This is a genomic window from Mycobacterium sp. 852002-10029_SCH5224772 (assembly GCF_001667315.1).
GTDB lineage: Bacteria > Actinomycetota > Actinomycetes > Mycobacteriales > Mycobacteriaceae > Mycobacterium.
The window spans coordinates 117,048-134,542 of record NZ_LZHT01000084.1 but is presented as its reverse complement, the minus strand read 5'-3'; the positions used below and the strand labels follow the sequence as shown (position 1 = coordinate 134,542).

The window sequence follows — 17,495 nt, the reverse complement described above, 5'->3', positions numbered from 1 at the left end:
TGCATCATGCTGGTGCTTCGTCGGTGACAATGCTGATGGCTTGGCGCGCGCAGGCGGCCGCCGCGGCTTCCATGCTGTGGCGCAACGGTTCAGCCGGTTTCTCATCGCAGGTCGCGGCGTCGTCGCCCAGGACGAACACCTCGGGGGCGATCTCCGCGCAGAGGGCGTGCGCCTCACACAGGTGCGGTTCCACCCGGACACGCAGGCGTGCTGTCGTCACCGTCCCCTCCGTCCGTTCGATCTCACCTGCGCGCCTCCACAAACTGATCGATCGACCAAATTGCTAGGATGCGGTATGCCTACCACGGATCGCGCGGACCGGTCAAGCAAAGCGGGCGCGCCCAACCGCGCGGCGAATCGGCAAAACAAGAGGACCGTCGATGCCGGGGCGCGCAGCAAGCTGATCGAGGCCACCGCCCGGATCATGCGCGAGGAAGGCTATGCGGCGGCCACGTCGCGGCGGGTCGCCGCCGAGGCCGGCGTCAAGCAGGCCCTGGTCTATTACTACTTCCCGACGATGGACGACCTGTTCGTCGAGGTGCTGCGGGCCGGCGCGGAGACTGCCCTGACGCGCATGCGCGCCCTGCTGACCGAGGACGACCCCCTGCGGGCGCTGTGGGTGATGAACAGCGACTCGGCATTGACCACCCTCAACGCCGAGTTCATGGCACTGGCCAACCACCGCAAGGCAATTGGAACCGAGCTCAAGGCCTATGCCGAACGGGTTCGTGACATTGAGACGGCGGCGGTGACCATGGTGCTGCGCGCTAACGGAATCGATCTCGAGGAATTCCCGCCGGTCGCTATCTCGATGCTGATCGCGCAGGTGGCGCGCAGCCTGTGCAACGAGAGCGCCGTCGGTGTCACCCAGGGGCACGACGAGTTGCGCGCATTCGCCGAGCGGCAAATGAGCCTGCTGACGGCGCCTGCCGCCGCGTCCACGCTCGGCAGCTAGCACCGGCCGGCGCTGCCGCGAGAGCGCCACAGCCAGTTCCACGCCGCGGGATCCGACCGCAACCGCCAGACACACGCCTGTTGACACTGCGGCCCAACGGTGCCAACCTTCCTGATCGATCGACAAATAAATGTCGGCTACGTCTAGGTGAGGTGCAGTCATGGGTGGAAGAGTTGAGGGCAAGGTCGCGTTCATCACCGGGGCGGCCCGCGGCCAGGGCCGCAGCCACGCGGTGCGCCTGGCGCAGGAAGGCGCCGACATCATCGCGGTCGACATCTGCACGCCGATAAGCAGCAGCAGCGAGATCCCGCCGTCGACACCCGATGACCTCGCCGAGACGGCCGACCTCATCAAAGGCCTCAACCGCCGCATCGTGACCGCCGAAGTTGACGTCCGCGATTACGACCCGCTGAAAGCGGCGGTGGACAGCGGCGTCGAACAACTCGGCCGGCTGGATATCATTTGTGCCAATGCCGGAATCGGCAACGGCGGCCAGACCCTCGACAAAACCAGCGAAGACGACTGGCGCGACATGATCGACGTCAACCTTTCCGGCGTCTGGAAAACCGTCAAAGCCGCTGTGCCGCATATGATCTCCCAGGGCCAAGGCGGCTCGATCATTCTGACCAGCTCGGTCGGCGGGCTCAAGGCCTACCCGCACACCGGTCATTACATCGCCGCCAAGCATGGCGTGGTCGGTTTGATGCGCACCTTCGCCGTCGAGCTCGGCCAGCACTTCATCCGGGTGAATTCCGTTCACCCGACCAACGTGAACACGCCCATGTTCATGAACGAGGGGACGATGAAGCTGTTCCGGCCCGACCTGAAGAATCCCGGGCCGGATGACCTCAAGGTCGCCGCGCAGTTCATGCACGTGCTGCCGATCGGATGGGTCGAGGCGGTGGACATCAGCAACGCGGTGCTGTTCCTGGCCTCCGACGAATCGCGTTACATCACAGGTCTTCCGGTCACCGTCGACGCCGGGAGCATGCTCAAGTAGCAGTTCGCGCACAGCTCTGGCGGCATCGCCGCAGAACCATACAGCGAGACGGGCTTTCGTTCCCCACTTCTGTATCGGGTCGTGCGGGGCCCCTGCACGCTCGGCTTCATTGTCGCGTTTTGGGCCGCACCGTAACTGCCAAACCCCTACCCCGCCCTCGTGCGTAGCGGGCTCGGACCACGGTTGCGAGAGCGAGCCGCGAGCATCTCGTGATCATTGACCGTCTGCGGGCCGTGCATGAAAATGCGAGTATGGGCGAGGTTCGAATCAAGAACCTGATGAGTCCGGACGAGACCCTCGAGTTCGAAGGGATCAAGGTTCAGCAGGTCGATGTGGGCGACCTGACCGTGGGGCGGATTGTGACGCAGCCTGGATGGCGGTGGTCTACCCACGTACGTCCACATGTCGGCGGGGATTGGTGCGAGGCGCGTCACGTGGGGGTCGTGGTGTCGGGCCGGTTCGAAGTCGTGATGCGCGACGGAACGACGCTGCAGTTCGGGCCGGACGACATATTTGAGATTCCGCCCGGCCATGACGGATACACCCTGGGGAACGAGCCGTGCATCCAGATCGAGTGGTCGGGGTTGCGGGCCTTCGCAGGATTCCGGCTCGTCGGTACCCAGAGCAGGGCGCTGGTCACGCTGCTGTTCACCGATCTCGTTGACTCGACGGTGATGGCGAAACGACTGGGCGATGCCGCGTGGCGTGATGTGCTCTCCGCACACTACGAAGCGACGCGGGTGGCGTTAGAACGCCACCATGGCCACGAGGTCAACACGACCGGAGACGGCCTGCTCGCGACCTTCGATGGGCCGGTTGCCGCCCTGCGCTGTGCGGCGGCGGTAGGGCGTGCCGCTGGTCGGGGAGGCCTGCAGATCCGCGCGAGCGTACACGTCGGAGAAGTGGAACTGGTGGGGAGCGACGTGCGCGGCGTCGCCGTGCATGAAGCGGCGCGGATCCTCAGCGCAGCGACGGCCAACGAGATCCTGGTGTCGGCCACGACGCGAGCACTGGCGAGCAACGCGGATTTTGTGTTCCAGCCCCGCGGTACGCACATTCTCAAGGGCCTGCCGGGCGAATGGGATCTCTTCGCATGCTTCGAGGAAGGGAAGCCCAGAGCATAGTGCGAGGACTCCTTGTGAGGCTGCTACAGGTAACTGCTACCGGATTCGGGTGATCAGGCGAGACGACAACGGCCGCCGGGAGACTGACCATCGTCCCGTACGCCGGCGACACTGACCGAGTGTTTCGGTGGAAGGCCGGATTGTCGTCGGACCGTTAAAAACGCGCGCCACCATACGGACTTTTGCCGCTCCCCCAGATCGTCATTGGCGCCCTTGATAATTCACGACCTGCGCCACACCCGCTCACACCAACTGTTACCGCGAATATCTACGTGACCTCTACGCCGATGAACTCGACCACGTAGCCACAACCTCGACCGGTCCGCAGCTCTGCCGCAAATCACGCGAACGGACAGGGACCGGACACACAGGAACGTCCGTAGAGTGTCGTCACCGTGTCCGCGCAGCTCAACAATGGTGGCCAGGGGCGGGATCGAACCGCCGACCTTCCGCTTTTCAGGCGGACGCTCGTACCGACTGAGCTACCTGGCCGGAAGGCAGCGAGTGCCTCGCCGCGCTGGCGACCCTGACGGGACTCGAACCCGCGACCTCCGCCGTGACAGGGCGGCGCGCTAACCAACTGCGCCACAGGGCCTTGCTGTTGCTCCGCGTCGCCGCGTCGCGCGTACCCCCAACGGGATTCGAACCCGTGCTACCGCCGTGAAAGGGCGGCGTCCTAGGCCACTAGACGATGGGGGCCAGAACCGAATCACTCCGGGGTACTCGCAACGTGGTTTCGTTGGGAGCCACGTCAGCTTAGGTCACGGTGTGCCCAATCCTCAAACGAGCCGGGTTTTGCTTCCAAGTATCCTGAATCTCCGCGGCCCCTATAGCTCAGTTGGTAGAGCTACGGACTTTTAATCCGCAGGTCCTAGGTTCGAGTCCTAGTGGGGGCACCAAAACGAGAGGCTAGCCGACGTTTATTCGTCGGTTATGGCGCGGTCCAGGAGGGCTGCGACCTCGGCGTGAACCCTTCCCCGCCGCATGTAACGGTCCTGCGTCATCGACACCTTCGCGTGGCCCAGCTGGTCCGCGCCGATCCGGGCCGATAGGCCAGCGTCGTCGATCATCGTGGCCACCGACTTGCGGAAGCTGTGACTCGTGACCTCGGGAACGCCGAGCGCGTTGCGGACCTTGCGCCACTGTTTGTCGAAGTTGTCCGGGTCACGGCACGTGCCCGCCGACGACGGAAAGAGCATCCTCTGCTCGCCCCAGAAGGGGCGACCGCGGCGCTCAGCAAGTGCAGCGATCGCGAACTCCGGTAGCGGCACCGTCCGCTCCGATGAGTCGGTCTTGCCCTTGTCTAGGCGCCGCAGACCGACCCCTTCTATCCGGGCGATCTTCCCTGACACCGTGACGGTGCCGGCCTTCTCGTCGAAATCCTCCCACCGAAGAGCCAGAAGCTCCGACCGCCGCAGCCCGGTCGCAATGAACAGGGTGATCGGGTCAACGAGATCCTTCTGCTGGCATGTCTCCGAAGCTCGCAGCTTGCCCAGCAGGTCGCGCAACTGCACACCATCGAGGGCCGGCGCACCCTTCGGCTTGCGGTCCGACTCGATCCGACTCACCTGAGCGACCGGGTTGGCCCCCAGCACGTCATCGAGCACCGCAATCTGCAGAGCACCGCGCAGAAGAGTGCGGCCATGCCGCGCCATGTTCGCGCCATGCGCCTGGCGCATCGACCGAATCACCGCATTGAGCCGACCCGGAGTCGCATCACCCACCCGCAGCGCCTCGCTGAACTTCCGGAGCTTGCGGGCCGCACTGCGGTACGTCGTCATCGTCGAAGGCGACTTACCGTTCTCCGCCAGCATCTCGAGATGCTGGTCGACCAGAACACAGATACGTGTATCAAGCGAGATCTCTCCGGACACGCCAGGCGGCCGCCGCGTCTTCAGAGCATCCAGCAGTAGGTCCTCCGAAAGCTTGCCGTGCTGGTCGAGCTGACCCGATGGGCTACGACGCTCCACCACCCGCGTCACACCGTCAAGATCACGAAATCTGCAACGCGCCAACCACACTCCACCACCCAACGCCTTACGCGTGATCTTCCCATGCTGCCCGATCCGCAGCGGCGGCCTACCGGCCATCTCGGCCTCGATACGCCTCGATCAGTCGAGACTTCTCCTCTTCGAGTAGGCGTATGGCCTCGCGCGTTCTAGCAGCGTCTTCCTTGGCTCGGTCTCGCATCACATCCGGCATGGCCAGAACCTCTGGCCCGCGCTCGCTCTGCAGCAAGCTATGCCGCTGCTGCGCCAATGAAGCCTCGATTTGCAGTAGTTCCAGCGGTATTCGCATTGCACCCGAGGTCTGCACGCCGTTGGGTGCGTAGCTCTCGTCCCAGCTGAGCCCTATGGAGTGGCCAGCCCCGATGAACCACCCGAAGGCCGCAAGACCGTCCATCGGCTTATTGGGGAGCACTTCCACATCTGAGAGAACGTCGGGGAATAGCAACGCAATTGGCGGCATGTTCAGAGCAGCAGCCAGCCCGACCAACTCTGTGATGGTGATATCCCGTTCGCCACGTTCCAGCTTGGGGAGAGAAACACGATGCACCGGCGCTCCGAGCTCTCGTGTCCGTTCGGCTAGCGGAGTGACCCGAAGCCCGGCACGCTCTCTCGCGCGCGTTATCGCCGCGCCTACTGATGCCATCCAAGATGTCGCCATGTCGACAATTTTTGCACAGTTCTTGACTAAACCCAACAGATCCGGTTAGTGTCGTACTTGTATCAAAAAATGTCGTTACTGCGACATATTACAGGAGGAAGCGATGCCATCTTCGGAGGACTACTGGCTCACCCGGCCAGAGGTCGCGCAGCGCCTGCGGGTGCCTGCGAAGACGTTGGCGCAATGGGCATCGCGTGGTTGCGGACCGCGTTATGCACTTTTCGGCAAGCACTCTCGTTACCGCCTAAGCGATGTAATCGCTTGGGAAGAAGGGCAATTCACCACTGGTGGCGCCGCCTGATGTCGACCACCAGCCAAAGCGAAGGCCCCGGGGCTGCAACCCCAGGGCCCTCACAACCAACCGCTCCGCAAGAACAGAAAGGCACTCTCATGTTACAGCCACCCACCGACACAGAGCAGGCGATGGCAAACCACGGTTGCCAGTTCAGCTGGTGTGAAAACGACATGGACGCCCACGAGGTCCACCGACGTGAGCACTTCAGCGGCCTGGTTTACGTCCCGGCCACTGCCGACTCGCTGAAGTGCTTCAAGGGGTACGACCGCAGGCTCATCTCGGAGTTTGTGACCGTGCTGGGTATCGGGCTCCGGTACGACGAGGTTCTTGATCCGGCCCCTAAGGTGGTTGTTCACGCTCACGGCGGTGTCGACCAAGCCGACGCCGACTATGAATTGCGGATCGATGAAGCGACCTTGCTCTACAACGAGCTCGGAAACGCAATCAGAACCGCCTGCGACGGCACAACCCTTTCCCCTCGGCGCATCGCCAACGTCTACAGCGGGGAGGATCGGTGATCGACTCGCGCCAAGTGCATTGGTGGCTCGTTCACCAGTTCGTCCAACCACTGCTGACGGATGTGGGGTGCTGGCCAATGGCCGGCACCCTCACCTGGCAGAACCTCGCTGAAGGCGACCCGGCGAAACTCGCCGCCATCTACGACGCGGCACAACATCACACTTTGCGTGTCGACACGGCACAGGCCGCACTTTCCGAAGCGTCGCAGGATATTTCAGCCGCGGCCGACTGGCCGAGGTTCGCGTCAAGCAGCCGTCAGCGGAGCGGGATCTACATCCCTAGGCGGGTCGCATGATGGATGGCGAAACCACACCAGTCGTCGAGATGCCGCGGGTATGGCGCGCCCGCGATCTCAAACCTGCGGCCCAGCCGCGCTGGCTGGCACGCAACCGGATCCCCAAGGCCGCAGTCAGCCTGCTCGTCGGAGACGAGGGCATCGGAAAAAGCCTCGCCTGGGTATGGTTCACCGCTCCGATCACGACCGGGAACGCCCTTCCAGAGTTCGGGATTCCAGCCCGTGACCCCGCTGACGTGATGATCGTCTGCACTGAAGATGGTTGGTCCGACACCGTCCTACCCCGCTTAGTCGTGGCCGGCGCCGACCTCGATCGCATCAGCGTCATCTGCACCGACCACGACGGCAGCGGCGCCCCAGTTTTCCCGCGCGACATCCATCTCATTGCCCAAGCCGACCCACCCCCCGCACTACTTGTGGTCGACGCCTGGCTCGACACCGTGCCCGCCATGTTGTCCGTGCGTGATCCCCAGCAGGCCCGCCAAGCACTTCACCCCTGGAAGGAACTCGCGACCTACACAGACGCAGCTGTGCTGCTCGTGACGCACACCAACCGCATCATGTCGGGCAACCCGCGCGACCGATACGGAGCCACCGGTGAACTCCGCAAGAAAGCGCGCATGACGCTCTACGCCCAGAGCGACGACGACGGCAGCTTGCTGATCGGCCCGGAGAAGGCCAACAGCGCAGCCCCCTTGCCCGCGTCGCGGTTCACCATCAACCCGGTCCCGTACTTCACGCCGTGTGAGGAGCACGACGGCACCGTTCCCCTACTCGTCTACGCCGGTACGTCCGACCGGACCGCCCGCGAGCACCTGGCCGCAAATGCCGAAGTCGGCGAAGAGCCCGGCGGCAACCCAGCAAAGCGTTTCCTACTCGACTACCTCAGCCGCGAAGGCGGTGAAGCCAAAGCCTCCGACGTCCTCAAAGCGGGCAGATCCGCTGGCTTCAGCGACCAAGAACTCAAGGATGCACGACGGCGCCATCGGCAGCCTCGAATCGAGAGCCGCAAGGCAAGTGGACTCAGCGAGGGATGGGTCTGGGCTATCAGCCACGAAGGTGGCACACCGCCCGAAGGTGGCACCAAAACACCCGAAGGTGGCGAAGGTGGCACCGAAGAAGGCATGCCACCTAGCGTGCCACCTTCGCCACCTTCGGAAGATCTGCCACCTTCGGAGCCCGCCGAGGCGAGCCGTCTAAACGGGGTCGCGCCCACCCCGGCAGCCATGCCGCGGCACCGCCACTTGACGGCCGTCCACGGCCACCATCGCCGCACCAACTTCCAGTCGCCCCCCGGCGCCGGCCGCTGCCGCGAATGCGGCTGGCACATCCCGACGATGGGGCACCACGACACCTGCTCAGCAAACTCCGCCGTAGGAGGTGGGGCGAGCTGATGAGAGGAGCGATTTGGGCGGCCTACTCCGACACAGACGCTTTGTCGGCGAGTTGCCCCAACTGCGGCGCACTACCGGGTCACTGGTGTACCAAGCCAGATGGCCGCGTCCGCCGAATCCCCTGCGTCGACCGCGCCGCCGCCGGCATCGGCAGCGGTGACGGCCGACCGTATGCCCCACGTGATTTCAGCGAGCCCACCCACCCCCCAGAGAGGACCGAAGCATGACGAATCCGCTTGGACACCCCGACAATCCGCTCACCCGCCGAGCCCCACTCGACGCGGTGCTCCTTGCCCAGTCGTTCTACCGGGACGACACCGCAGCCACCGCAGTGCTCCTCGGCAACTGCGACCCCTACTCCGTCGCCCTACAGCTGTGCGGCTTCCTCTTCGCGACACTGACCCATTTCGATATCGACGTCGAAGAACGCCTTGTGATCTGGCTCGAAGCGACCCGCCGACAAACAGGAGAGGCAGATGACTGACATACCGCCCCAAGTACCGCAGCCCGATCCGCGCGGATGGCTCGCGTTCGCCGCGCCGCTGCCCGACGAGCTACAGCGCGCCGAAGACAGCACCCAGCACGCCGACTTCTGCGCCGAGGGCGTCACATGGCGCTACGAGTGGGACGAGACGACCGGCTATCAATGTGACTACTTCGAGCGGCCGGCCACCGACACCGAAAAGACCTTGCTCGCCTCATTGGGCTACACCGCGCCCGACGACCTCACCACCAAAGTCTCATTCCCCTCCGCGCTGGTGCGCCGCCGCCGCTGGCCGCAACTCGAAAACCAGGAAGTACAGCCATGACTCAACCAACCGACCCCACGGACCCGAGCACCCCAGCCGCCGGCCCCGACAGCGATGTAGATCCGACGACGAATCCCGCCGCCGAACCGGAAGCGCCCGAGGATGACTCACCTGACACCTCGCCAAATTCTGAGGCCGCGCGGTGGCGTCGCCAGCTCCGCGAAGTGGAGGCCGAACGCGACGCGCTGACCGAACGCGTGCAGGGCTACCAGCGGCGCGAATGCGAAGCAGCGGTGTCCGACCTGCTCGACGTTCCCGCCGACCTGTTCGACATCGGGCAAATCGACGTGAACGACTTCTACGACGACAACGGACAACTCGATGCCGATATGCTGCGCCTCGCGGCCGGCACTCTCCTCGAGGAGCGCCCCCGGCTGGGCAAGCCGAGACCCGCTGGCCCGCGCTGGGCGAACTTCGGGCAATACGCGCCCCCGCCACCGCAGCGCGGCGCCGCCTGGTCTGACGTCTTGGGCAGCTAGAATCGCAAATGACGTTCGGAGCGTCGGCAGGACCGGGCCGAAACGTCACAGCGAGGGCCAGGCGCCCAACCGGCTGAACTCCAGGCGAGTGACCGGATCACATCGAATCCGTCGCGCACACAGCGCATTTATCGCCTTGGAGGTTTACTCATGGCTTCTACGACATCGACGTTCGCGCCGATCCTCACGCCCGCCCAGGTGGGCGACCTTGTCATCCAGCCGCTAATTCAGCAGTCCGTGGCTGGCCAAGTCCTCACCACCATCCCCATCACCACCCACTCGTATCGAGTGCCGCTGGTGACAGCTGACCCAGCGGCGAGCTGGACGGCCGAAGGCGCCGAAATCGCCGCCAGCGACGCCACACTCGACGAGCTGGACATCACCCCGTCGAAACTGGCTGCCCTGTCGGTGATCTCATCCGAACTCGCCAACGACAGCACACCCGAGGCCGCGCAAGCGGTCGGTGACGGAATCGTCCGCGACCTGACCCGCAAGGTCGACCAAGCGTTGTTCACCGCCACGACGACGAACGGGCCTGGCGGCCTGCCCGGTGTTTCGGGGGTCACCTCCGTGAGCGGCCCAGCCAGCGCCTACACCAATGTGGACCCGTTCAGCGACGCGATCTACACGTCCGCGCAGCACAACGGCGAGATCACCGCGTGGGTTACCAATCCCGCAACCGCGCAAGCCCTGGCGAAGGTCAAGCAATACACCTCGGCCGACTCCAACGTGCCGCTGCTCGGCGCGGATCCAACGATGCCCGGGCGACGGCAGATCCTCGGAATCCCGCTGCTCACATCGCCATACGTCTCCACCACAAACAATGTCGTGTGGGGCATCCCGAAGGCCTTCGGGTACTTCATCCTCCGCCAAGATGCGGTGGTCGAGAAAGACCGCTCCGTGTTCTTCACTTCGGATCGCGTTGCCGTGCGGGCGATCCTGCGCGCTGGCTTCGGCTTCCCCAACCCGGCGGCCATCGTCAAGATTGCGACGACCTGATGACCATGACAACGAAGCGCCAGCGACGCACACCAGCCAGCGACCACAGCACCGTCACCGTCAACGTCAACGAGCCGCACCTCGTCTACCACGACGGCGAGCAGCGCGGCGGCACACTGACCGGCGTCCCCACCGACGTCGCCGAACACTGGCAACGCCACGGCTGGGCAACCATCGTCGACTAACAAAGACCGGCGGCGGCACGGGCGTCAAACCCGCCGCCAACACGGGCAAGGTCCGGCCACGACGGCGAGCTTTCTGCTCCTTTCGGGCCCGAGCCGACACCTGCGCCCTGCCGCCGCCACACCAGGAGACACCATGCACCCGCCGGCACCGCCGCCCTGGCTCGCGGATATGCCTGATCTACACCACCAGCGCGCCAGAGCATTCCGCGGCCTGCCCTCCCACGCCGCATCCCATTGGGTCGACGGCAAGCCCATCTTCAGCGTCGACGCGCGCAAGGTGCGAATACTCGCCATCCGGGGCCGCTGCTGGTTGTGCGGCTATCCACTCGCGTCTCCCGGCTACGTGGTCAGCACCGAGACAGACCGGAACTACCTCTATGGGCACCTGTTCTCGCAAGCCTTCGGGCCGGCGCACCACTCGTGTGTGCTCTACTCCGCAGCCGCGTGCCCGTTCCTACGCTACCGAAAGGCACGCCGCCGCATCACCGGCCAGAGCCCACGAGGAACAGCAACCATCAAGAGCTTCAACCGCTTTGGCGTTTTCTTCCCGCCCAGCCCAATTGCTTTCATGGTCTTCGGCTACTGGACAGCCACCGAAACAATCCCACTCACCAACCCGACACACATCGCTGACCTCTACGCGCAAGCCGTAACCGCCGACGCCGCGACCAACTTCACCGCCACCCCACGCCTGTACTGGACGGACACATCCGACGATCTGCGACGCCTCAGAACCGATTGGTTGCAAGCGATGACCAACCTTCGTGCCTGGGTACGGACATCGGTCGTCACCATCGACGGCCACACCTACCGCGGCGAAGCGATCGTGCCTTCCAGGCCCTCATGAAACAATTTGGCCATGAGCAACGACGACGACGTCGACGACGCCGACGAATCGCGACGTCAATGGCCTCTTCGGCCTGATCAGTACGCCGCCGCCAACCAAGCGTTGGATATCTTCTATAGCTACCTTCTCGAAGAAGGCGACGGACCGGGAACTAAGCAACTTCTTGATGATGCCCTCGGCGATGACAAGTATGTGGACAGAGATAGCGCCGAGAAACTGGTAGCAGGGTTGCTCGCCGTGGCTGCCGCACTCTCCGCACCTTGGCGGCTTGACGGGCAATTGCCAGCCAAAACGCCGCAACAAATCGTCGACTTCCTCCGCAAAATGTTCACCCCGTATACGTGACGAGAACTTTGCCGGGGCGGGTGCTGGCGGCCTGGATAGGCGCGTCTCCTGGCTGCTCCGACGGCGCGGTCATCGCCTGGCCCACGGGCCACCACCCCGACCCGGGTCCGGCGCCACGCCGACAAGGCACTGGTGATTCTGACTTGTACGGTCCGGAGACCTAAAAACGGTGCCCCGAGGCCCAACCGATTTGTGTCGGAAACTGCCGCCGATGCGTCGACATCCGAATGTCCCAGACCCGTAGAAACCTTGGGCACCAGTACCTTGTCGGTGTCCGCCGGGGGTGGGAGGGGGCCTTGGACGCCCCTCCCGTGCGGGCTGTGTTTGGTTCGCTTGACTCCCGGGCGCAGGATCACCAGAATCTGGAATTACTTCGGTACTTCTCGAAGCTGTCTTGGTACTGGCTGATGGCTGTGTTGGCGCGCTCGACTGATCCGCCGAACAAACCCGCCTCGAGCGGAGGCCAACCAGCACCGTCGGCAGCTAATTCGTCGGCTAGCGTCCGGACAGGATCATCTCGGTCGTGTCTCGATCGCCATCCAGCTCGGCCGAACCACATGGTGGACGAATGAAACGGCCGCGTCGGCTGATCCTTAAATCGCTCATTGGCCAGGTCCTCATCCACAATGCCGAGCATGACCTCGGTCCGGTCGAAGGCATCGTCGTATTCCTCGTCGTCCGGGAACTGCTCGTTGAAAATCGGCCTGAGTATTCGGTGGAGCCAGTCCGGGACTGGCGTGTGGTAGTGCATGCCCTCACGCCGATCGAGGGCCTCCTGTGCATCGGCAAAGCCTTTGCCCATCACCAACGCGTTAACGAGAAGCTGGCTTATGAGTTCGGAATCGAAAGGCTTGTAAGGGTTTACCGCCTCAACTAGCGACAGCTTTGATGAATCACCGAAACTACGACTTCGGTCCGTCACTTTCGGATCCACGACTAATGCTTTGAAGTTCGACCACTTGCCTTGACCGGCGGCCGACATCGCGGCCACGAATACAGTGATGAGCGCCGGGACATACCGCAGGTGAAGAAGGTAGGTGTGACCGCCAGCGAGCTTGTATGCCTCGGCGCTCAACGCTCTCATCCCGTTGGACCACGGCCTTAGCGCGCCTGGCTCGCCATACCTAGCTGCCACTTGCAGCGACCAGCAGAACGGTTGGACGAGTTGCCAGTAATCGTTGGCTCTGCCGGCGCCATGAACAGCTATCTCGCTGTCCGAGCCGCCGGGTGACGACGTGGGGAACCGGTCGCTGTCTCGTATGGCTGCAAGAGCTCGGGCTAGCTCGGCATTGACCAGGTCGTCAAGCTCGATATCTCGCGAGCGATCCCGCACCATCTCCTTTGTCAGGCGACGAAGAATCGCCGGGCGATCTGAGGTAGCGGACTCCTCCACTGAGGTCTGGACAACCCGCGGATCAAGCGCGGACGTCAGACCCATCACCTCTTTGATCTTGTCTACCAGTTGCGCTGTATTCGGCATCACAGCCGTTCCGAATAGGTCGGAGTAGTTGAGATCGGAAAGCGTCTTGCCTGCGCCGAGATCCCACTCCGGCACCGGGCCGTCATCGAATCTGACCGGTATCAGCCAGGTTCGTCCAGGAGGGCGCAGACGCCATTCTTCGGTGGCGATCGTCAGCTCCTCGTTCATGTACGACTTATCTTTGGCCCGCGATTGGTCTGAGAAGCACGCGAGGAAAGCCATCGATCCCGACCGAATAGCCTCGCGGATTTTCACCTTCCATTCATCGCCCGGGCCCAGCTTCGAGCGGTCTCGCCAGTACGGGATATTCACCGCCTCGAGCACCGCACATAGCTGATCGACCTGCTCAGAGTCTTCGTGCACATATGAAATGAACACATGCTTGCCCGGCTCTTCGGTTGCCACCTTTGATTGCTCCCTGTTATCCGCTCAACGCGACGACCAAGACCCTATGCGACCCGCCACAAATTCACCGTTAATGAACGAAAAGCAATCAAAATCAACGAGAATCAGCGAACCGCGACAGGGTTGGTACTAGCAGCTGAGCAGCGCCATTTGGGATTAGCTGGCAACCGACGGGACGGGTTGACTATAAATCCGCAGGTCCTAGGTTCGAGTCCTAGTGGGGGCACCAAATCCGCACCGCCGCGGCTGTACGCAGTCGACGATCGCTCATCGCCCGAGTACAGCGCTGCTGTACGTCACATCGGCGAACGCCGCGGCGACGTCGTCGTCGGCGTAAACGAACCCGTTCGCCGCATGCAATTCCGCAACCGTTTGCGACGAGGTCTGCCAGCCGCGCTGGTTCAGGTGGTCGACGATATGGCTGCGCTGGCCGTGATAAACGAGGTCGTTGAAGTCGATCTCAAATCCGAGTTCGCTCATCCGGTCGTGATGGGCGCGCCACCGCGGGTCGGCGAAAACGGCAGTGTCAGGCACGAATTCAAAGGCAAGCCGGCTGCCCGGGGCGCTCAGCGAGGTGATGTTGTCGAACAGCGCATCCTGGGCGTCGTCCGGCAGGTAGACCACCAAGCCTTCGGCGCTCCACGCGGAGGGCGCCTGCGGATCGAATCCCGCGGCCCGCAAAGCCGAGGCCCAATCGTCGCGCAGATCGATGGCGACGGTGCGCCGCTCGGCGGTCGGCTCGGCTCCCAGGTCACCCAGGGTCAGGGTCTTGAACTCGATGACCTCTGGCATGTCGACCTCGTAGACGACGGTCCCGGCCGGCCAGGGCAAGCGGTAGGCGCGGGAATCCAGGCCCGACGCGAGGATCACCACCTGGCCGATGCCGCTGCGGGTCGCGTCCAGAAAGAATTGGTCGTAGAAGCGGGTTCGGCAGGCCATTCCCTGTGCCATCCGCTGCGGATCGAACTCCGTGTTCCCGCCGCCCGCGATTTCGCCGTTCACCAGCCGGACATACACGTCGATCCCGACCGCGCGCACCAGCGGCGCCGCATACGGGTCGTCGATCAACTTCGCGTCCGACGACAGCGCCCGCTGGGCGGCCACCATGGTCGCGGTCGCCCCGACACTGGTCGCAAGGTCCCAACGATCACGATCGGTGCGCGCCATGACGTCCCCTTAACCAGGTCCGAAAAAGATAGATAATCTAGTTAGTATCACAGGGCTGAAATCGACCTCGCGCGGCTACTCACCGACCTATCTGCTCCTGTCCACACCGGAGGACCCGTGACCGACTTCGCTCAACGAACGATCGAACTGGCTCGCCGAAATGTGACCGAAGGCGGGCGCCCGTTCGCCACGGTGATCGTCAAGGACGGCGAGGTCCTCGCCGAGAGTGCCAATCAGGTGGCACAAACGAACGACCCGACCGCGCACGCGGAAATCCTCGCCATCCGCGAGGCCTGCATGAAGCTGGGCACCGAGCATCTCGTCGACACCACAATCTACGTGCTGGCCCACCCCTGCCCGATGTGCCTCGGCTCGCTGTACTACTGCTCGCCCAGGGAGGTCGTCTTTTTGACCACCCGCGAAAGCTACGAGCAGTTCTACGCCGATGACCGCAGGTATTTCGAGTTGTCTACGTTCTACAACGAATTCGCAAAAGAGTGGGACCGGCGGCGCCTGCCGATGCGCTATGACCCGCACGAAGGCGCGATCGATGTCTACCGGCTGTGGAACGAGCGCAATGGCGGACGGCGCCAGACAACGGTCGTCCCGCCGGCCTGAACCGCACCCTTGGCAGCCGTGCCGCCTTGCGCTACTATCTGCGTATGCATGCAGGTAGTAGCAAAGGTCGTCTGCCCGACGACCAGGCCGGGCTGGTGGTCGAGGTTTTCCGGATGCTGGCCGATGCCACTCGCGTGCAGGTGCTCTGGTCGTTGACGGACCACGAGATGTCGGTCAACGAACTCGCCGAGCACGTCGGCAAGCCGGCGCCGTCGGTTTCCCAGCACCTCGCGAAGTTGCGGATGGCACGCCTGGTCCGCACCCGCCGGGAGGGCACCACGATCTTCTACAGCCTGGAGAACGACCATGTCCGCCAGCTCGTCATCGATGCAGTTTTCAACGCCGAGCACGCCGGCCCCGGGGTTCCCGGTCATCACCGCGGCGACAGCGCGCTGAAGGCGGTAGCCGAATCCTCGCCCCCACCGAACCGACAGCGCACCGGCAGCCGCTGAGCGAGCCGGAAGCACAAGGTATTTCACGCAAGGAGGAACACGAATGAACGACGAGCACACCCACGACGCGCCACACGCGCACGAGCATCAGCACGGCGACGTGACGCACGCCCACGCGCACACATCCCACGAGCATGACCACGTCGAGCACGAGCACTCCCACGCGCACGCCGACGGGACCGAACACATCCATCAGCACGTGCACCAGGTGGGGCTGGAGGAAGTTCACCTTCACGCCCACGTCTAGCGCGGGCAGCGCCAGAACGGCAAGACAGAATTGCCGTACTCCTCCTCACCCCGCTTCGCGGGCTGCATCGTCGTACGGCTCAGGACACCATCGGGCAGTAGTGCTTGGGGTCGCCGCGCTCGTCGACGGGTGGCAGGTTGCGCGCCGGAGTCTGCACCAATGGGGTATCGAGCGGGATGCGCCCGCTGGCGCGGTCCAAGCCCGCACGCGCCCGAGGGTGCTTACGGAATCTGCTCGGCACCACAGCGAAGACGGCACGGACGAGGTCGCCGAAGCGGCGGTGCAACCACTCGTCGCGGCGCGACCATCGGTAGCCCATCAGCTCTCGCACCGGCGGGTCGTAGAGGCCGGCGGTCAGCCAGACGAAAAACGGGGCCATCAGTTTGCGTTGTGCCACCCACAGTGAGTCCGGAATCCATTGTGCGAACGGGGGTTTGGGCAGCTCGCTCAAATCGAGCACGGCCCGGGCCGCCTCGTTGCTCTCCAGTACGTTGCGGCACATGTGGTCCCAGTAGACCTGGAACTCCTCCCACGACTTCGGCACCGGCCGCATGCTCATGCCATACATGCGGTACCACTCGACATGTTCGTCGAACAGCTGACGTTTCTGCGCCTCGCTGATCCCGCCGCAGAATCGTTCGGCCACATGGATGGTGCCCATAAAGAAGGTGGAGTGCGCCCAGTAGAAGACGTCCGGGTTCAAAGCGTGGTAGCGCCGGCCCCGGTCGTCGACCCCCTTGATGTCGGTGTGGTAGTCGCGCACCTCGGCGCCGGTGACGGGGGCGCGGTCACCGTCGAAAACGACTCCCCCGATCGGATACAACGAGCGCAGCAGCCGCGGCCAGCGCTCTCGGAAGAACGTGGAGTGGTCGAGGACCGCCGCGCCCAGCTGTGGGTGCATGTTCTGCATCGATCCGGCCCAGGGGCCCTGCAGCATGCCCCGCCAATCCCCGAAGTACCGCCAGGTCAGGGAATCGGGCCCCAGCGGCGCGGGTGGGGCCTCGTAGCCCAGCGGCGATACCGGACAGCCGCCCGTGACACCGTCGGACCCGTCGGGTCGCCCGGCCGAAATCGACTGCTCAGCGGTGCCGTTCTCGTCGGTGCGTGCGACGTCGCTGGTCAGGGGGTGCGATGCGGACGTATCTTGAGTCACTATTGGATTCCTGTAGGTATCTAGATTTTTGACTACAACCGTTGTCAGTTTTCAGCTTAG

The 17,495-nt window shown here is 63.9% G+C and carries 23 protein-coding genes, 4 tRNA genes and 1 pseudogene; 19 read left to right on the top strand and 9 right to left on the bottom strand.

Features of this window, described 5'->3' with window-relative positions:
• Positions 1 to 4: 4 nt before the first annotated feature.
• Positions 5 to 205: a ferredoxin gene (locus A5775_RS14855; protein WP_067253807.1), complete on the bottom strand. Its 201-nt coding sequence runs from the start codon at positions 203 to 205 to the stop codon at positions 5 to 7.
• Between the two features lie 195 nt (positions 206 to 400).
• On the opposite strand from A5775_RS14855, the gene A5775_RS14850 reads away from it, so the two are divergent.
• The 4 genes and pseudogenes from A5775_RS14850 to A5775_RS14840 all read left to right on the top strand — a co-directional run bounded on the left by A5775_RS14850 (position 401) and on the right by A5775_RS14840 (position 3,079).
• On the top strand, positions 401 to 955 hold the full coding sequence (locus A5775_RS14850) for a TetR/AcrR family transcriptional regulator (RefSeq protein WP_156660713.1): 555 nt from the start codon (positions 401 to 403) through the stop codon (positions 953 to 955).
• A 160-nt stretch (positions 956 to 1,115) separates the two neighbouring features.
• Positions 1,116 to 1,955 (top strand): mycofactocin-coupled SDR family oxidoreductase, encoded by an 840-nt coding sequence (locus tag A5775_RS14845; protein ID WP_067253433.1) that lies wholly within the window; start codon positions 1,116 to 1,118, stop codon positions 1,953 to 1,955.
• A gap of 54 nt (positions 1,956 to 2,009) precedes the next feature.
• Positions 2,010 to 2,087: pseudogene (locus tag A5775_RS26250) on the top strand (isoprenylcysteine carboxylmethyltransferase family protein); the annotation flags it as partial.
• Positions 2,088 to 2,206: 119 nt separating this feature from the next.
• Entirely contained in the window at positions 2,207 to 3,079 is an 873-nt protein-coding gene (locus A5775_RS14840; RefSeq protein WP_067253430.1) for an adenylate/guanylate cyclase domain-containing protein, read from the top strand.
• A gap of 415 nt (positions 3,080 to 3,494) precedes the next feature.
• On the opposite strand, the gene A5775_RS14835 is transcribed toward A5775_RS14840, so the two are convergent.
• The 3 genes from A5775_RS14835 to A5775_RS14825 all read right to left on the bottom strand — a co-directional run bounded on the left by A5775_RS14835 (position 3,495) and on the right by A5775_RS14825 (position 3,778).
• Positions 3,495 to 3,571, bottom strand: a tRNA-Phe gene (locus A5775_RS14835).
• 26 nt (positions 3,572 to 3,597) lie between these two features.
• A tRNA-Asp gene (locus tag A5775_RS14830) sits at positions 3,598 to 3,674 on the bottom strand.
• A 31-nt stretch (positions 3,675 to 3,705) separates the two neighbouring features.
• Positions 3,706 to 3,778 (bottom strand) — tRNA-Glu (locus A5775_RS14825).
• 124 nt (positions 3,779 to 3,902) lie between these two features.
• On the opposite strand from A5775_RS14825, the gene A5775_RS14820 reads away from it, so the two are divergent.
• A tRNA-Lys gene (locus tag A5775_RS14820) sits at positions 3,903 to 3,978 on the top strand.
• 21 nt (positions 3,979 to 3,999) lie between these two features.
• On the opposite strand, the gene xerC is transcribed toward A5775_RS14820, so the two are convergent.
• The gene (gene xerC, locus A5775_RS14815; protein ID WP_067253427.1) at positions 4,000 to 5,169 is read right to left on the bottom strand and encodes a tyrosine recombinase XerC; all 1,170 of its coding nucleotides are present in this window, start codon (positions 5,167 to 5,169) and stop codon (positions 4,000 to 4,002) included.
• On the bottom strand, positions 5,159 to 5,635 hold the full coding sequence (locus A5775_RS14810; protein ID WP_067253424.1) for a hypothetical protein: 477 nt from the start codon (positions 5,633 to 5,635) through the stop codon (positions 5,159 to 5,161). Before A5775_RS14810 ends, xerC begins: the two co-directional genes overlap by 11 nt.
• 214 nt (positions 5,636 to 5,849) lie before the next feature.
• On the opposite strand from A5775_RS14810, the gene A5775_RS24945 reads away from it, so the two are divergent.
• From A5775_RS24945 to A5775_RS14760, 11 genes are all read left to right on the top strand, one after another.
• Positions 5,850 to 6,047 (top strand): AlpA family transcriptional regulator, encoded by a 198-nt coding sequence (locus A5775_RS24945; RefSeq protein ID WP_082953024.1) that lies wholly within the window; start codon positions 5,850 to 5,852, stop codon positions 6,045 to 6,047.
• A gap of 164 nt (positions 6,048 to 6,211) precedes the next feature.
• A complete protein-coding gene (locus tag A5775_RS14805) occupies positions 6,212 to 6,559 on the top strand; it encodes a hypothetical protein (protein WP_156660704.1) in 348 nt (115 codons plus the stop codon).
• The gene (locus tag A5775_RS14800; RefSeq protein WP_197512588.1) at positions 6,556 to 6,855 is read left to right on the top strand and encodes a DUF2742 domain-containing protein; all 300 of its coding nucleotides are present in this window, start codon (positions 6,556 to 6,558) and stop codon (positions 6,853 to 6,855) included. Before A5775_RS14805 ends, A5775_RS14800 begins: the two co-directional genes overlap by 4 nt.
• Entirely contained in the window at positions 6,852 to 8,249 is a 1,398-nt protein-coding gene (locus tag A5775_RS14795) for an AAA family ATPase (protein ID WP_082953023.1), read from the top strand. Before A5775_RS14800 ends, A5775_RS14795 begins: the two co-directional genes overlap by 4 nt.
• A 223-nt stretch (positions 8,250 to 8,472) precedes the next feature.
• Positions 8,473 to 8,733 (top strand): hypothetical protein, encoded by a 261-nt coding sequence (locus A5775_RS14790; protein ID WP_156660703.1) that lies wholly within the window; start codon positions 8,473 to 8,475, stop codon positions 8,731 to 8,733.
• Positions 8,726 to 9,058: a hypothetical protein gene (locus A5775_RS14785; RefSeq protein WP_067253412.1), complete on the top strand. Its 333-nt coding sequence runs from the start codon at positions 8,726 to 8,728 to the stop codon at positions 9,056 to 9,058. The genes A5775_RS14790 and A5775_RS14785 overlap by 8 nt, the downstream gene beginning before the upstream one ends.
• Complete coding sequence (locus A5775_RS14780) at positions 9,055 to 9,537, top strand: hypothetical protein (RefSeq protein WP_156660702.1); 483 nt, start codon at positions 9,055 to 9,057, stop codon at positions 9,535 to 9,537. The genes A5775_RS14785 and A5775_RS14780 overlap by 4 nt, the downstream gene beginning before the upstream one ends.
• A gap of 150 nt (positions 9,538 to 9,687) precedes the next feature.
• A complete protein-coding gene (locus A5775_RS14775) occupies positions 9,688 to 10,536 on the top strand; it encodes a phage major capsid protein (protein WP_067253409.1) in 849 nt (282 codons plus the stop codon).
• Complete coding sequence (locus A5775_RS14770; protein WP_067253406.1) at positions 10,536 to 10,721, top strand: hypothetical protein; 186 nt, start codon at positions 10,536 to 10,538, stop codon at positions 10,719 to 10,721. The genes A5775_RS14775 and A5775_RS14770 overlap by 1 nt, the downstream gene beginning before the upstream one ends.
• 133 nt (positions 10,722 to 10,854) lie before the next feature.
• A complete protein-coding gene (locus A5775_RS14765; protein WP_156660701.1) occupies positions 10,855 to 11,568 on the top strand; it encodes a hypothetical protein in 714 nt (237 codons plus the stop codon).
• 12 nt (positions 11,569 to 11,580) lie between these two features.
• Positions 11,581 to 11,913 carry a hypothetical protein gene (locus A5775_RS14760; protein WP_067253399.1) on the top strand — a complete coding sequence of 111 codons (333 nt, stop codon included), beginning with the start codon at positions 11,581 to 11,583 and terminating at the stop codon, positions 11,911 to 11,913.
• A 352-nt stretch (positions 11,914 to 12,265) separates the two neighbouring features.
• Here the strand turns inward: A5775_RS14760 and A5775_RS14755 are convergent, their stop codons facing one another.
• Together A5775_RS14755 and A5775_RS14750 are read right to left on the bottom strand one after the other, a co-directional pair.
• Complete coding sequence (locus A5775_RS14755) at positions 12,266 to 13,798, bottom strand: toll/interleukin-1 receptor domain-containing protein (RefSeq protein WP_082953022.1); 1,533 nt, start codon at positions 13,796 to 13,798, stop codon at positions 12,266 to 12,268.
• A gap of 267 nt (positions 13,799 to 14,065) precedes the next feature.
• Positions 14,066 to 14,965 (bottom strand): class I SAM-dependent methyltransferase, encoded by a 900-nt coding sequence (locus A5775_RS14750; RefSeq protein ID WP_067253393.1) that lies wholly within the window; start codon positions 14,963 to 14,965, stop codon positions 14,066 to 14,068.
• A gap of 117 nt (positions 14,966 to 15,082) precedes the next feature.
• Between A5775_RS14750 and A5775_RS14745 the strand changes: the two genes are divergently transcribed.
• Genes A5775_RS14745 through A5775_RS14735 form a run of 3 tightly spaced genes read left to right on the top strand, consistent with a single transcriptional unit; the run spans position 15,083 to position 16,282 of the window.
• Complete coding sequence (locus A5775_RS14745; protein WP_067253390.1) at positions 15,083 to 15,583, top strand: nucleoside deaminase; 501 nt, start codon at positions 15,083 to 15,085, stop codon at positions 15,581 to 15,583.
• A gap of 44 nt (positions 15,584 to 15,627) precedes the next feature.
• The gene (locus A5775_RS14740) at positions 15,628 to 16,035 is read left to right on the top strand and encodes a metalloregulator ArsR/SmtB family transcription factor (protein WP_156660700.1); all 408 of its coding nucleotides are present in this window, start codon (positions 15,628 to 15,630) and stop codon (positions 16,033 to 16,035) included.
• 43 nt (positions 16,036 to 16,078) lie between these two features.
• Positions 16,079 to 16,282 (top strand): zinc transporter Slc39a7, encoded by a 204-nt coding sequence (locus A5775_RS14735; protein ID WP_067253386.1) that lies wholly within the window; start codon positions 16,079 to 16,081, stop codon positions 16,280 to 16,282.
• A gap of 79 nt (positions 16,283 to 16,361) precedes the next feature.
• Here the strand turns inward: A5775_RS14735 and A5775_RS14730 are convergent, their stop codons facing one another.
• Positions 16,362 to 17,435, bottom strand: a complete 1,074-nt coding sequence (locus tag A5775_RS14730; protein WP_067253385.1) for an oxygenase MpaB family protein — start codon at positions 17,433 to 17,435, stop codon at positions 16,362 to 16,364.
• Between the last annotated feature and the right edge of the window lie 60 nt (positions 17,436 to 17,495).